This window comes from Methanomassiliicoccales archaeon (genome assembly GCA_026394395.1).
Classification (GTDB): Archaea; Thermoplasmatota; Thermoplasmata; order Methanomassiliicoccales; family UBA472; genus UBA472.
Genome location: JAPKYK010000001.1, coordinates 423059 through 437772, shown reverse-complemented (window position 1 = coordinate 437772; position 14714 = coordinate 423059). Strand labels below are relative to the sequence as shown.

At 60.1% G+C, this 14714-nt stretch carries 11 protein-coding genes; 6 read left to right on the top strand and 5 right to left on the bottom strand.

Annotation, left to right across the window (positions count from 1 at the left end; translation table 11 throughout):
- Window positions 1–4686, bottom strand: a 4686-nt coding sequence (locus NT131_02335; GenBank protein ID MCX6650482.1) for a hypothetical protein, incomplete at its 3' end; no start/stop codon positions are given.
- Window positions 4687–4960: 274 nt separating this feature from the next.
- Here NT131_02335 and NT131_02330 point away from each other — a divergent pair.
- From NT131_02330 to NT131_02320, 3 genes are read left to right on the top strand one after another with little or no spacing between them, the layout of a single operon-like run.
- Complete coding sequence (locus NT131_02330) at window positions 4961–5698, top strand: hypothetical protein (protein ID MCX6650481.1); 738 nt, start codon at window positions 4961–4963, stop codon at window positions 5696–5698.
- Window positions 5698–5937 (top strand): hypothetical protein, encoded by a 240-nt coding sequence (locus tag NT131_02325; GenBank protein ID MCX6650480.1) that lies wholly within the window; start codon window positions 5698–5700, stop codon window positions 5935–5937. The genes NT131_02330 and NT131_02325 overlap by 1 nt, the downstream gene beginning before the upstream one ends.
- A 4-nt stretch (window positions 5938–5941) precedes the next feature.
- Window positions 5942–8098, top strand: coding sequence for a hypothetical protein (locus NT131_02320; protein ID MCX6650479.1), 2157 nt, complete (start codon window positions 5942–5944; stop codon window positions 8096–8098).
- Here the strand turns inward: NT131_02320 and NT131_02315 are convergent.
- Complete coding sequence (locus NT131_02315; GenBank protein MCX6650478.1) at window positions 8074–9609, bottom strand: tripartite tricarboxylate transporter permease; 1536 nt, start codon at window positions 9607–9609, stop codon at window positions 8074–8076. The two genes, NT131_02320 and NT131_02315, sit on opposite strands and share 25 nt — an antisense overlap.
- Before the next feature lie 96 nt (window positions 9610–9705).
- Between NT131_02315 and NT131_02310 the strand changes: the two genes are divergently transcribed.
- Complete coding sequence (locus NT131_02310; protein ID MCX6650477.1) at window positions 9706–10614, top strand: ATP-binding cassette domain-containing protein; 909 nt, start codon at window positions 9706–9708, stop codon at window positions 10612–10614.
- Window positions 10611–11399: an ABC transporter permease gene (locus NT131_02305; GenBank protein ID MCX6650476.1), complete on the top strand. Its 789-nt coding sequence runs from the start codon at window positions 10611–10613 to the stop codon at window positions 11397–11399. Before NT131_02310 ends, NT131_02305 begins: the two co-directional genes overlap by 4 nt.
- Here NT131_02305 and hpt read toward each other — a convergent pair.
- The gene (gene hpt / locus NT131_02300; GenBank protein MCX6650475.1) at window positions 11392–11982 is read right to left on the bottom strand and encodes a hypoxanthine/guanine phosphoribosyltransferase; all 591 of its coding nucleotides are present in this window, start codon (window positions 11980–11982) and stop codon (window positions 11392–11394) included. The two genes, NT131_02305 and hpt, sit on opposite strands and share 8 nt — an antisense overlap.
- A gap of 57 nt (window positions 11983–12039) precedes the next feature.
- On the opposite strand from hpt, the gene NT131_02295 reads away from it, so the two are divergent.
- Window positions 12040–12342 (top strand): Rieske (2Fe-2S) protein, encoded by a 303-nt coding sequence (locus NT131_02295; protein ID MCX6650474.1) that lies wholly within the window; start codon window positions 12040–12042, stop codon window positions 12340–12342.
- A 3-nt stretch (window positions 12343–12345) separates the two neighbouring features.
- Here NT131_02295 and NT131_02290 read toward each other — a convergent pair whose 3' ends face one another.
- Both NT131_02290 and ade read right to left on the bottom strand, forming a co-directional pair.
- Window positions 12346–13032, bottom strand: a complete 687-nt coding sequence (locus tag NT131_02290; GenBank protein ID MCX6650473.1) for a phosphoribosyltransferase — start codon at window positions 13030–13032, stop codon at window positions 12346–12348.
- A gap of 53 nt (window positions 13033–13085) precedes the next feature.
- Window positions 13086–14711 (bottom strand): adenine deaminase, encoded by a 1626-nt coding sequence (ade, locus tag NT131_02285; GenBank protein MCX6650472.1) that lies wholly within the window; start codon window positions 14709–14711, stop codon window positions 13086–13088.
- Between the last annotated feature and the right edge of the window lie 3 nt (window positions 14712–14714).

Here is a 14714-nt window from a genome sequence, read left to right as displayed (position 1 = left end):
GTTGTCGGGGCAACCGTCGTCATCGGTGTCATTGCGAGTGGGGTCGGTTAAGGTGCCGCAAAGAGTGTTGCCATGTATCTCGTTCCAGTCCGTGACGCCATCGCTGTCGCTGTCCGCGGAGCGCGGGTTGGTGCACCAGCCGTCGACACCGAACTCCACCTCCTCGCCGTCCAGTATGCCATCGCTGTCCGAATCGGCGACCAAGGCGTTGGTCGTCCCGTTCACCTGCAGGCGGGCGTACTCCACCCGGCCCTGGGTACCCGCCGTGACGTCCCTCACGTATATGTGCCAGACGTTGGCGGTGCTGAGGTCGCTGGCCGAGTATGGTGAGGTCATCGTGAACAGATTCTTGAGGACGAAGTAGTTCGCGCCGCTGCCGGTGTTGGCGGCCTTGATCACCTTCTGCGTTCCCGTGCCCTTGGCGATCTTTATTTCCAGCTGGTGCTGCGCTCCGTGCATTATGCCCAGCACCAGGCACAGGGACGATATGGACGACGTTCCGCCTTGAATGGCTGGCAAGGACAGGTCGATGATGAGGACGGTGTTGTTGTCCGGTATGAGGTACGAGTCGTCAGTCGACCAGGTGTACGAGTATCTCTCGGAACCGTCGAGCAGTCCGTCGGAATCGGTATCGGGATCACAGGGGTCCGTGCCGTACGTGGAGACCTCCACGTTGTCGTTCAGGCCGTCCGAGTCCGTGTCCGCCGAGAAGGGATTCAGGTCGTGCAGGTGCGTTCCAACGTCGGCGATGGTCATCCTCAGAGCTTCGTACGCATCGCTGTAGGTGTCCCCGTCGCTGTCCCGACATACGGAGATGGAGTCGATGGCGACGGAGTTGTAGGAAGTGATCTCGAAGATCAGGTCGACCTCTCCACCGGCGATATTGTCGTACACATTAGCGGGGGAGGTGATGTAACTGGTGGTATGCCATTGTCCATCTACGATCAGATTGCCCAACGAAAGGTAGCCGCCATAGGCGCTGCCGCGGTACTGCTGCAGGATGGCCGTTCCGGAGGTGGCCTTGTAGGTGATGCTCACGACGTAACTGGTATCGCTCTGCGCCCCGTTGAGGTAGAAGTTGGCGTAGCTGCCCTGGGTCGTTCTGCGCACCGTGCGGGAGTCCAGAACGGTCATGGAGCCCCATTCCGAATTGCCCAAGAGGCTGATGCCCGGCGTGTGCGCGCTGGCGTCCGTGTCTCCGCTCACGCCCACGTCGGTGCGCGACTGTGAGGTCCACAGGATCGCCCGGGAAAGATTTACCAGCGGGGCCGTCAGCCTCAGGCGCAGGTTCATACCGGGCGTGGACGATGAGATATCGTAATAATAGGCGGGAGCGAGCTGTATGACCGCGGACGTTCCCCAGCTCTCCAGCGTTCCTATGCTATCGTAGGCGGAGCCGTCCCACTGCTGCACCCCGATGCCAGAGCATGAGTCCATGTTCACGAGCTCCAGGAAGTAGGTGAGGTCGGTGCGCGGCAGGGAGACGATCAGAGTGGCGTAAGTGGTACCGTTGACCACGGCACTTCCGATCTGCCAATTGTTCTCCAGCATGACGCCGGGGTAGTTCGGCGTCCCCCCGAAGAAGTCGGAGGCATACGCTACGGGCATGACGTCTATGGAGTCGACGATGACCTGATGGTCGAAGCGCAACCGGACATTGGAGGCGAAGAGCGTAGCGGAGGAATCGGAGAGCAGGTCGCTCTTCAGGACGAAGCTGTAGGTCCACGCCGTCGACCTCCCGGGGAGCGTGGCCACCGTGGCCCAGGCATCGCCTATCAGCACGGAGACGTCCACGTCGGCCGAGGAGGTATAGGCTATCGACATCTCATAATATGTGCTGGACTGGTACGTTCCATCGTAAATGTTCAGCAGGAAGCTGCCATTGACCGACGTTTCTCGTTTACCGCCCGAGACGGCGTACCAACCGGTGCCGTCGAGGAGGGCCAGGCCAGGCGTGTGCGCCAGTACGTCATTGTCGCCGGATGCGCCGACGTCCAGGGAGTAACGGTCATAACCGCCCAGCACCTGCACGTCGAGGGCGTACATGCCCTGACCGGAACCGGACTGATGGAACGCCCGCACCTTCCAGGCACCGTTGACGTTGATGGTGTACTGCAGGTTCTCGTCCACCCCCACCCCGTTGGTCGAGGAGGCGGCGAGGGTCCCGGAGGGATTGTAGAGATAGAGCTGATAATCAAAGTTCGACGGAACGTCCAGTACGAGCTTGACGGTCTCCCCACTGAACAACGGCAACGAGTAATAATCATTGGTGTCCAGGCTGGCATCGAGGTAGCCGAAATAGGAGCCGGGGGACAGGAGGGAGGCGGTGCTTAGCGAGTCACCCGCATCAACGTTCAGACCGGCATCGCCCACGTTCTTGGTCGTGAACGTGTGGTCCGTGCTTATGGCGTAATTATTGGGATTGGTGGAGGATACGGACTTGACCTTGTAATGGTAGACCGTGCTCGCGGCTAGGCCGTTAATGTTCACGGTATGCGAGGTACCCGTGTTCCCGGAGGCCGTTGAACCGTAGGATGTCGTCGTACCATAATACACCGTGCTACTGGCAGCGATGTTCGTCGTCCAGATTATGCGAACCGCATTGAGGTCGGTTAAGGTGGCGGAGAGAGCGCTTATGCTTATGGTTATCGGAGCGGAGGTGAACGATCGGTCACCGCTCACTGAGCTGAGCGAGAAACCGGTCACGGAGTACGTCGAGCTGACCCGGTAGTGATAGAGCGTGCTGGTAGCGAGATTGTCGATAGTGATAGAGTGAGCTGTGGTCAGGGAGCTGTCGGAGACTACGTTCCCGTAGGAAGAGGACGTGCCGTATTCGACCTGCGATGTGGTATTGCAATCGGTGACCCAGGTGATGATGGCGGAGCCGGAATAAGTGGAGACGGAGATCGAATGGAGGTATATCGTTCCAGGATACGTCCGGAAAGGACTTGGATAGTACGATTCCAGATCGTATGTTCCAGTGATCACATGGCATGAGGCATAATACGTGGTGTTCTCGCTCAGACCAGTGATGTTCGCAGCGAATGTGGTCGACAAAGTATGTGGGGTATAGACCAGGCTGCCGTTCAACCTGTTGGAGAGGTTCGTCGGGGAGTTTCCCCATAGGATATAACCTGAAACGGCGATCCCGTCCGATAGAATCCATACGGCTTCCGCAGTGGTGTTCGTGACCGCGGAGAGCCGTGAGAAGTAAACGGTGGTATCACCGGGGACTGGATCGGGGATTATATTGCTCATGACCGTGAACCCATCTGATGGGTCGTCTATCGTGTCCAGGTTCTTCTTGATCTTGTTTTTAACCTCTTCGATCCCGCCCAGGTCGGCGTAGGGGGCGTAGACGAAGTAGGTGGCGAGAGAGGTCCTGAGGGATAGTGCTTCCGTCAATGCCGTCGCCTCGCTCTTCTCCTCTAACTGAGCGATCACCTTGTCCAGCTTATCCATCAGTTTTTGTATCGAGACGTTTCCCTCGGAGAACATGATCGGATCGAGCGCTTCGATGTACTTCTTTAGGCGAGGAATATCTGGGATGACGAAGTCCAGGTCCTGCTTCAGGAAGAGCTCCTGCGAATCGTAATGCTCCTCCGCATAGACGCAGGAGATCACACCAGGAGCGGTGACGAATACCACCGGGGCACTGCTGCCCAAACCGGGGGTGGAGATGATCTCAGCATCCCTTTTGACCCTGCCCTGCAGATCGCACTCCAGGTCGTATACTCCGGACCGATCGGAGGTTTCGACAGCATACGCTATGCGGATCGAACCGTCGGTGACGATCATGGACGCTTCCGATATGGTGTCGTTCGATTGCAGCGGCGTGCAGATCGCCCAGTCTACTGGATCGCCAAGGCGGCGGGCCAATTTGATCGTTCCGCCATCCACGAACATCAAACGCTCCGTTCCGTCCGTGACCAGGAGCTCGAAGTCCTTCGCTCCCTGCGCCCCACCGACCCGGGAAGGGGAGGTGATGACCGTTCCGTTCTCCGACAGCTGCAGGAACAGGATGGAGCCCGAGCCCCCATCGAACAGGGCCAGGTCGATCAGCCCTTCGTGGAACAATATATCTCCGTCCACCGCCGCCAGCGGAAGCGCGGCCAACATGGTGGCGTTGACCGCCCCTTCCTGCATCTGTAAGGACAGCAAGCAAAAACGCCTCCGCCCCTCTAGGACCGCGTTCATGCCGAGGAACGCTATTTCGCCGTCACCGCAAAGCGAGGGGGAATCACCCTCCGAGACGGCGTACGTTGCGCTCCACTCATCACCGTTCTCGGAGAAAAGGAAGTAGACCGTGGTCATAGAACCTGCGCTCGACCTGCCTTCGAAAGCGACCGCCATCCCGAACGGGCCATCGAGAAGGAGGATCGATAGATCGGAGATCGAATAAAAGGAAGTGGTTATGATCTTATCGGAGGTGAAGGTGCTCAAGGAATCGTTGGACCGTTTCCAACAGACGCTCTGCGAGCCGATCTCTCCGTCCACCCAGGCCATGTGCGTCTCGCCGTCCGTCCCGACGGCGACGACCGGGGACGATGCCTTGGAGTTCGATATCGTGATGCGCCGGTCGACGTGGTCGATGTTCGAGACGGCGTCCTCGATCTCGTTCTCCGTGACCGTGGTATCCTCCGCGCTAACGTCCGCGGTCATCACGTAGAAGGCGGCGATGACCATCAGATAGACACAGGCTACGCTGAGCCATTTCTTTGTGAAAGAGTTCGTCCAACTTCCCCCCTAAGTGTTTGGACAAATTACGATTTTGTCGGGTATATAACTGTGATCAGAGCATCCTCATTTTAATAGAGCCCATCAGAATGTTTCCGACCCTACCGTCGTGCACCAATTGCGGATTGCGCACTATGATATTTTTGAATCCGGTTCCATTTTCATCGACCTCCCCCTATCATTCCTTTATACCCTCAAGGCGAAAACGGTACAGGGGGAACAGATGTACCGCTCTATGCCGGATATAGTGACCGAACCGATGGTCCATGACTTTCATTTCGAGGCGGATGGAATGCTGGCCACCACCGCCATACCCCCGGTGGACGAGCTTCTCGGAGGTTTGGAAGCGGGAACGGTCACCACCATCGACAGCTCCGACCGGCTGCTGTTCACCATGGTCAACATGCTCAGCGTGAACTTCGTGCGGGAATGGCATCGCGACGTGGTGTGGGTGGACGGCGGGAACTCCGTGAATCCGTACGACCTCACCTACGTGTGCAAACGCTTCCGGATGAGGCCGGAGGAGGTATTGACTAGCATAAACGTCTCCCGGGCCTTCACCGCCTATCAGATGTCCACCTTGGTCGAGGAATCATTGGAGAACGAGCTGCTGCGCAGCAAGGGCGGCATGGTCGTCGTATCGTGCTATCCGGACCTCTTCCAGGACGCCGACATGGACTGGGGGGAATCGCTGAAGCTCATGGAAAGGGGGATGGGCAAGTTGCGCTCCCTCACCGCCAAGCACCGCACCGTGACGGTGGTCACCAACTACGGGCTGGCCAAGCTGATGTATCGCAAGGGGTTGCGCTCGCTCTTCTACGAGAAGGTGGACCGGGTGATCAGCGTGGAGCACCGCTCCGGGTACGTGCGAATCTCCCTGCCCCGGGAAGAGAAGGAGATAATGTATCGTCCAGTTCCACCAAGCCAGACCACCCTGGACGAATATCGGAGGCGGTCCTGATGGGCCGCACCGTCCCCACGTTCCGCATGGCCTCGGAGAGCGTCTTCCGCAACTGGAACGATTTCCGGAGGGCGCTGCCGCAGGAGGACCAGGAAGCGTTCGACCGTCTTTCGGACAAGGTGCGCCTGCATGCCTCGGCCGCCACCGTAGCCGCCTTCCTGGACCCCCTGGAAGGGGCGTTCCTCTCCATCCTTCTGGAGCAGGAGAAGGAGCTGGAACGCCTGAGGAAGAAGGCCTGATAGGATGCGTGGCTGGATCCTGGACTGCTACGCCGACGAGGTCAATAACGAGATGGTCACCTGGGTGAAGACCACCTCCGGCGTGGAGCGCATCGCTGACAAGGAGTTCCGGCCCTCGTTCTACGTGAAACCGTCGCCTGAGAGGCGAGCCTCACTTCTTATGGGGCTAAAGGAGGCGGGCGTCGAGCATCACTGGGAGAAGCACCGCACCTGGCTGACCGGACCTAAGGAGGAGGTGCTGCGGGTGACGCCCCGCGGCTACCGCAACCTCATGCCCCTGGCCAAGACCATCGACAAATGGGGATGCCACCGCGATCACACGCTCTTCAACGTGGACACGCGCATGGACACGCGCTATTTCCTGCACCGCAAGGTCTTCCCCATGGGCCTGATGGACGTGGAGAAGTGGAAGAATCTGGACACCCCGTTCCGCTTGGACTATCCCATGCCGGACCTCAGCATAGGTGAGCTGAAAATAGAAACGTCCGCCCGGCGGGGCATGCCCATGCTGGACGACCGCCTGAAAAGGGTGACGCTGGACGATGTCGTTATGGAGGGCAAGGAGGCGGACATACTGGAGCAGCTGCAGGACCTGCTGCGGGAGAGGGACCCGGATGTTCTGGTCACCGACGGCGGGGACAGCTTCCATCTGCCTTTTCTGGAGAAGTGCGCCGAGCGCAACGAGATGGAGATCGAGCTGGGGCGGGAAGGAGGAAAGCGCCAGGGCAAGGGCAAGAGCTACTTCACCTATGGGCGGATACTCTACAAGCCGCCGGCGTACAAACTGCGTGGACGGATACATCTGGACAAGGGATCGTCCTTCATCTTCCAGGAGGGCGGCATGGCCGGTCTCATCGACCTGTGCCGTCTGTCGCGGATATCTTTGCAGGACATGGCCCGCATGTCCCCGGGCAGCGCCATCAGCGCCATGCAGTTGAACGAGGCGACGAAGATGGGTTCGCTGGTCATGTGGAAGAAGAACCTGCCGGAGGACTTCAAGACCGCCGCCGAGCTGGTGGCCTCGGACCGCGGCGGGCTGATCTACGAGCCGAAGGTGGGCCTGCACGAACATGTCCAGGAGGTGGACTTCACTTCGCTGTATCCGAGCATCATGGTCCGGCACAACATCTCCCCGGAGACGCTGAACTGCGAATGCTGTAAGGATGACGGGGAGCCGGTGCCCGGGCTGGGATACTGGACCTGCTCCAAGAAGGTGGGCATGCTGGCCCGGGTGCTGGAGCCGATAGTCCGCCGCCGCATTTCCTTCAAGCGTCTGAAGAAGGAGGGTGGCCGGCACAGCGCCATCTACGACCAACGAGCGAAGGTGCTCAAGTGGGTGTTGGTGACCTGCTTCGGTTACACCGGCTATCGCAACGCCCGCTTCGGGCGCATCGAGTGCCATGAGTCCATCACCGCCCACGGCCGGGAGATACTGCTCAAGTCGGCCGAGCTAGCCGAACGCAAGGGCTTCCGCGTTCTGCACGGCATCGTCGACTCGCTGTGGTTGGAAGGGGACGGGGACATAGAATCGTACTGCCAGGAGATCGGCCGCCGGATGCAGATACCGCTGGTGTGGGAAGGCGAGTACAAATGGATAGTGTTCCTTCCGAACCTCACCAACGGGGCAGGCGCCCTGAACCGTTACTATGGGGCGTTCCAGGACGGGGAGCTGAAGGTGCGCGGAATAGCTTTGCGCCGCCGGGACACCTGCACATTGGCCAGGGAGCTGCAGCAGGGCATGCTCGACCATCTCGTATTGGGAGAGGACGCCGAAGGCTTCCAGCACCGCATACCAGAGGCTTTGGGCGTTCTCGATTCGTACGTGCGCCAGCTGAGGGACATGAGCGTCCCTTTGGAGAAGCTGGTGCTCTCGAAGCGGGTCACCCGGGAGCTGAACGAGTACCGGCAGAAGAACGACCAGTTCAAGGTGCTGTGCCAGCTAGAGCAGCAGGGCTTCCGCACTCCGCCCGGGGAAGCAGTGGAGTTCGTGATGACCAAGGGCAAGGAGGTCAAGGTGGCGCAGTTCCTGGACGGAGACGAAGAGTATGACGCCGAACGGTACGCGGAGCTTATGTTCCGGGCCGCCGGCGAGCTTCTTTCGCCGTTCGACCTGGGTCAGGACCGCCTGCGGGACTTCTATCGCAGGAACGGGGCGAAATAGTAGATAAGGATGGGCAATAGCAAACAACCGGTCAGATGCACCCGGCTGACGCCCACCTTGGACGGGACCATCCCCAGAATGGTGGACAGTGTCAGCAGCACCAGACCGCCCGGTCCGGCCAGAAGGAACGATAAAGCGATCATGCCGATCAGAGCCGCCTGGTTGAGCTTGGTGAGATCCCGGCCCTGCGCCTTCCGCAATAAGCGCCATCCCAGCTTCATCGTGAGCCAGTAGGAGAGCAGCGATGACGATAGCACGCACAGCAGCAGCGCTGGGACGTACTCGACGGCCAGGGAGGGCATGGTCTCCTGCATGGCCAGCAATGTCCCGCTCCTTCCCTTTCCCAATAGAAGCAGCGTGCCCAGGCCCAGCACCGCCGCGGCCGTGGCCACCGAGGACACCATGGCTATGAACCCTTCCGGATCGTTCTCCTTGGAACGAGGGAACATGGTGGTCAGCACCGCCCCGGCCGTGGCCGTTACGCCCGGGAGCCAGCCCACCAGCCCGCCCATGAGCGAACCTTTGAGCGCTCCGATCACTGACGGGGGTTCTCCCGCTTCCGGGTTCTGCTCTGGCATCCGTCCGCGGCTGGAACCGATGAGAAGAGGTAGTCCGAACAGCCCGGTGAAAAGAGGCATGAGCATGTTGCCCTCCATCCCCCTCCAGATGTCCTCTCCGGGCACCAGGCCGTCCATGGCCATGACGCCTAGCACCCCTGAGCAGAAGAAAAGGAGAACGCACCGGACGGTCAACGGAAAGCGGTCCTTGCGCACGATCCAGTGGCCCATAAGGAGCTGCCTGCCCGGCTGAAGCCCGGCGCCCTTTATCCTGAACGTTTGCAGCGGTGTGCGCACCTCCCATCGCCCATAGCGCCGCCTCACCTCACCGATCACCCGGGCGGAATCACCGTGCACCGGTACGTGCCTCTTGAGAGACACTGTGTCGGTCAGTTCCGCCCTCCCTCCGCGCGTGTCCAGCTCTGCCTTGGGATCGGCCTTGCCCCCTTCAGCCCAGACCAGGATGAAAGGGACGCAAAGCAATATCCAGGGAATGAACCGGGTCAAAGAGAGAAGCATACCGGTGATCTGAACGTGGATGAAAGGCAGCGGGAGCAGGACGATAAGGCCGGCCATGGCCCCCACCAGGCTCCCTTGCGCCGCCGCCTGCAAAGCGTCCAGCCCTCTGCCCTCCAGTAGGAGACGGTGAGACGGCAGCACGGACAGGCACTCCGTCTCGTCCGGCACGCCCATGATCAAAGAGGGGATGAAATCTAGGAAGGAATGGCAGATGGCCGCGGCCAGGATGGCGCAGGAGAGCAGCAGTTCCGGCGGCAGGGAACATCCTGAGGAAACACACAGACCGTCCAGCGACGGGGATAACGAGGGAACGGTCATCACCAGGAGCACGGCCAGAGTGTTCACGTGTATGCCCGGCGCCAGACCTGATAATGCGCCCAGCCCCATGCCGAAGAGGGTGAAGTAGAAAAGTAGAAGCAGGTCGGCCGTGAACACGCCGGTGATTTATCTGCGGGGAGGTAGTGATGTGGCAATGCAATGAGGCTAACCGGACGCCAACACTAATATCCTGAAGGTCATTTCAGGGCGTTTATGCCAGCGGTGAGGGCGGAAGGGCTGACCAAGATGTTCGACAGCCTCAAGGCGGTCGACGGCATCGACTTCCAGATCGAAGAAGGGGAGTGCTTCGGTTTCCTGGGCCCTAACGGCGCGGGAAAGAGCACCATCATGCGTATGATCCATTGCGCCAGCCCGCTGACCTCTGGAAAGCTGGAGGTGCTGGGGATGGACGTCACCGCCAGCCCCAGGGAGATCAAGCAGGTCATCGGCGTCGCTCCTCAGGAGAACAACCTGGACCCGGACTTCACCGTGCGCCACAACCTGACGGTCTACGGCCGCTATTTTGGCATCCCCAAGAAGGAATCGCAGGATAGGGCGGACCTTCTGCTGGAGTTCATGCAGCTCAGCGAGAAGCGGGACGAGAAGATACAGGAGATCTCCGGGGGCATGAAGCGCCGGCTGATAATCGCACGGGCGATGATGAACGACCCCCAGATGCTCATATTGGACGAACCGACCACCGGTCTTGACCCACAAGCCAGGCATCTCATCTGGGAGAAGGTGCGGGAGCTCAAGCGCAAGAAGGTTACGGTCGTCATTACGACCCATTACATGGACGAGGCGGAACGCCTCTGCGACCGCCTGGTCATCATGGACCACGGCAAGATAATCCTGCAAGGCAGACCGTGCGACCTCATCGACCAGGTCATCGGCACGGACGTCATGGAGATCGATGTGCCCACGGATGAGATGGAAGCGTACATCAAAGGAAAAGGATGGCAGTACGAGCGGACCATTGACCGCATGTTCATCTACACCAAGGAAGGACAGAGGGTGGCCGCGGAGCTCAAGGAACATTTCTCCATGAGCTACTATCTCATACGCAACGCCACCCTGGAGGACGTGTTCCTGCGCACCACGGGAAGGGGGCTTATCGAATGAGCCTCCTCTCCAATATCTCCTGGCGTTCTCTCGCCCTGTGGAAGCGCAACCGGGACGTGTTCCTGACCACCTGGAAGACCAACTTTCTACCTTCGTTCCTGGAACCGATACTGTACCTGCTGGCCATGGGCCTCGGCTTCGGCGCCCTCATCCAGGCGGACATCGTCTACGGCGGGGAGAGCGTGGAGTACATCAAGTTCCTGGCCCCCGGGCTGGTGGCCATCAGCATAATGAACGGGGCGTTCTACGAGTGCACCTACGGCTCCTTCGTGCGCATGTACTACCAGAAGACCTTCGACGCCGTCCTGGCCACACCTCTGTCGCTGGAGGACGTCATCGCCGGGGAGATATTATGGGGGGCGACCAAGACCTTCATCAACACCACCATCGTGCTGGGCGTGATCGCCGTGCTCGGTTTCGCCGAGCTTCCCGGACTGCTGCTGATACCGCTGATCGCCTTCGCCGGAGGACTGATGTTCGCTTCCGTGGCCATGCTCTTCACCGCGCTCGTTCCGAACTTGGACTCCTTCAACTATCCGTTCTTCCTGTTCATCACGCCCATGTTCCTGTTCAGCGGGACGTTCTTCCCGTTAAGCGTGCTGCCGGAATGGGGGCAGCAGCTGGCCATGGCCCTTCCCCTCACCCACATCGCCAACATGGCCCGCGACCTGTGCTACAACATGGTGGGAACGAACGAGCTCATCGGGGCGGTATATGTGGTGGTCTTGGCGGTGGTCACCTTCCTGGCCTCGATATACCTGATGAAGAAGCGCCTGGTCAAGTGAGGACGCGGACCTTTCCGTCCCGGACCTCTACTTTTACCAATGTCTTGATGCGCACGCCGAGCTCCGCCTGCAGCCTCTCCAGCTGGTCGGTCTTCTGGACCACGATGATTATGTCGACGATGACCACGCCCATGTCCTGCAGCGCCTTTACGATCGCCTTTAGGGTCCCGCCGGTGCTGATGACGTCGTCGACTATGACCACCCTGTCCCCCTTTTTCAAGCCGTTGATGTACAGGTCCTTTTCCGAATAACCAGTGGTCTGGCGCACGCTGACCTCTCCGGGCAGCCCGTACTTCCTCTTGCGCACGATGTTGTACGGTAAGCCGGTCCTCAGGGACAGGGGGACCATCAGCGGTATGGCCATGGCCTCGGCCCCGATGATCAGGTCGCAGTCCAGGTCGCCTATCTCCTGCATGCGGTCGATTACCTCCTCCAGCACCTTGGGGTCCATGGCTGGGATGCCGTCGGTGATTGGATGAACGAAATACTGGTACTCGCCGAAGCGGACGATGTCGCTCCGTTCCAGGCTGGCCTTCAGTCTTTTCAGCATGAGCTTCCATAGGACATCCGTTCCGTTGCTCATTAATTGTGCGCCGTCCAAAGGCAGTTTTATCTACTACCAGCTGTCATTCGAACGAGCATGAAGGTCCTCGTGGGCAAGGACGCGGACATCAAGGAAGGGCGGCTGAAAGGCCTGAAGGTCGACGGCCGGTCGTTCGTGGTCGGGCGGTACAAGGGACGGCTGTACGGCATGGATGGAAAGTGCTCGCACTTCGGGTTCGACCTGTCCTATGGCACCATCAGGGACGGCGTGGTCGCCTGTCCGGCGCACGGGGCGGAGTTCGACATAGGCACTGGAAGGAAGATGTCCCATGACGGGGCCAAGGACATGCGCGTCTACATCGTCTCCGTGGAAGGGGACGACGTGTTCATAGAGATCTGAGAATCATTTGGGATTCATCGCCACGTCGCCGTCGGTCTTGTGCCATTTGGTGCCCTTCTTCATTATTTTGCCCGAAGCGGTCAGGTGCCGCAGGGTGCGGCGGATCAGCTCCTCGGGCACGTCGATCTGGAACTGCTCCTTGAACGCCTTCTGAACGCCGGTCACCGTCTTCGGCTCGTACAGCGTCTTGGGGAGGAGCGCCCTCAGGTCCTCGTGCAGGTTCCAGGGGAAGATGAACCAGGTCCAGTCCTCCTTGGGAACCTCCACCTCGTAATAGTCCGGCTCCTTCTTGGAATGGGTGATGTGCAGCAGCGTGGCCGTCCGCACCTCCTTGGGCCCGAGCTTCTTCAGGTGCTCTTCGGCCAGAGCGATGCTCTCCCCAGTGTCGGTGATGTCGTCGAAAATGAGGACCGACTCGCCCTCGATGCTGGTGTTGAGCTCCTGCGTCAGCAGCGCTTTCCCGCAATTGTTGGCGGTGATGCCCCAGTGCTCCGTCTTCACCGCGTACAGCCGCTTCACCTGCAGGTGGTCGCAGACGATGCGCGCCGGCACCCACCCACCGCGGGTCAGTCCGATGATCACCGTGGGCCGGAAGCCGTTGTCCTCGATGTCATGGGCCACGGCCTCGGTCCATCTGGATATCTCGTCCCAGGTCAGAATGCGGCACTTGAAGCTTTCCACGTTGTCCATGTCCTCACTTCCGGAGCGTGCTCTGAACCGGCCTGATAGGAAATAAACCTACCTCAGAGCAGCGGCGGGACCAGTTCATTGTGTGTCGTGTCGAACAGGCCGCGGTCGCTGATCTTAAGCTCGGGGACCACCAGCAGGGACTGGAAGGACAGGGTCATGAAGGGCGCCGGTAGCCTGCATCCCAGGTCCTTTAGCATGTCCACCAGCTCGGCCTCCTTGGCCGCCACCTTTTCCATTGGAGAGGTGCTCATGAGGCCGGCCACCTCCAACGGCAGTTGTTCCAACCGATCTTCGTCCGATACGGCGAAACCGCCGCTTCGAGATACGGCGTTGATCGCTTTAGCCATGTCCTCCGCGTTCTGACCCACGGACAGGATGTGATGTGAATCGTGCGCCACCGAGGTGGCCAAAGCCCCGCGTTTTAGACCGAAACCTTTTATCAGGCCGAGGACCGGCCTCTCGTCGATATAGCGGTTCACCAGGGCCAGAAGCAGCACGTCCTGTTCGGGGCTGGCCTTTACGGACCCCTGACGCACTGGCACCTCGGTGATCAGGGCGCAGCTCTCGATGCGGTCCGGGAAGACCTCGATTACTCGTACCGAGGCCTTGTCTCCCTCGGCCCTCAGAAGAAGGTCCTCGGCCGTGAGCTTCCGTTCGATTATGGCCTGCCCGTTGCGGGTGGGATCGAACTGGAACAACGCATGGCCGTTCTCGGCCACCATCTGGCCGCCGATGTAGACCTTCAGGACGTTGAAGCTCTTCAGGTCCTCCACCAGCACCAGGTCGGCGGTGTGGCCCACGGCCACGCTTCCTCCGGGCAGGCTGTACTGCCAGGCTGGCCAGGCGGTGACGGCGCGGATGGCGTGCATAGGCGCCATGCCCAGGGCGACGGCCTTTCTCAGCAGCACGTCCAGGTGCCCGTTGGCCAGGTCCTTCGCCCGCAGGTCATCGGAGACCAACATGCATTCGTGCGTTTTGGCGAAGGGCATCAACGCTCGGAGATCGTGGGAGGCGCTGCCCTCCCGCACCTGTATCCACATGCCGAGGAAGTACTTCTCCTCGGCCTCGTCGGCCGTCAGGCTCTCGTGGTCCGTCCTGATCCCGGCGTTTATGTATTTCACCAGGTCCGTGCCGACCAGCCCGGGACAATGGCCGTCGATCACCTTCCAAAACTCCTTGGCCGCTTTGATCTTGCCTATTATCTGCGGATCGTTCCTCAGCACGCCCTGGACGTCCATCACTTCACCTAAGGCCACGAACCGGGGGTCCCGGAACATGCTTTCGATGTCCGCCACCCCGATCACCGCTCCGGACCTTTCGTAGGGCGTCGGGGGGACGCAGGAGGGGGCGGTGAAGAATATGCGCAGAGGCACCTTACCCGCGTCCTCGAGCATGTATTCGATGCCTTTCATCCCCGTCACGTTGGCAATCTCGTGCGGGTCGGATACCACCGCCGTGGTCCCATGGGGCACGACCGCCTCGGCGAAGCGGGACGGGCACAGCTGGGAGGATTCTATGTGGATATGGGCGTCGATGAGCCCGGGCAGCAAGTAGCACTTCGGTGCTTCCTGGATAGGTGAAATTTCCACGAACTTACCGTCCATCATTACCACCCTAGCCGGGAATATCTTTCCTTCGATGATATCGACCAGCTGCCCTTCGACCTCGATCCGTTCCATGGC

Excerpts from the sequence above, each read along its gene's own strand:
- NT131_02295 (MCX6650474.1), top strand. The coding sequence starts at position 12,040 with ATGAAGGTCCTCGTGGGCAAGGACGCGGACATCAAGGAAGGGCGGCTG.
- NT131_02305 (MCX6650476.1), top strand. The coding sequence starts at position 10,611 with ATGAGCCTCCTCTCCAATATCTCCTGGCGTTCTCTCGCCCTGTGGAAG.
- ade (MCX6650472.1), bottom strand. The coding sequence starts at position 14,711 with ATGGAACGGATCGAGGTCGAAGGGCAGCTGGTCGATATCATCGAAGGA.
- hpt (MCX6650475.1), bottom strand. The coding sequence starts at position 11,982 with ATGAGCAACGGAACGGATGTCCTATGGAAGCTCATGCTGAAAAGACTG.
- NT131_02310 (MCX6650477.1), top strand. The coding sequence starts at position 9,706 with ATGCCAGCGGTGAGGGCGGAAGGGCTGACCAAGATGTTCGACAGCCTC.
- NT131_02320 (MCX6650479.1), top strand. The coding sequence starts at position 5,942 with ATGCGTGGCTGGATCCTGGACTGCTACGCCGACGAGGTCAATAACGAG.
- NT131_02290 (MCX6650473.1), bottom strand. The coding sequence starts at position 13,032 with ATGGACAACGTGGAAAGCTTCAAGTGCCGCATTCTGACCTGGGACGAG.
- NT131_02325 (MCX6650480.1), top strand. The coding sequence starts at position 5,698 with ATGGGCCGCACCGTCCCCACGTTCCGCATGGCCTCGGAGAGCGTCTTC.
- NT131_02330 (MCX6650481.1), top strand. The coding sequence starts at position 4,961 with ATGTACCGCTCTATGCCGGATATAGTGACCGAACCGATGGTCCATGAC.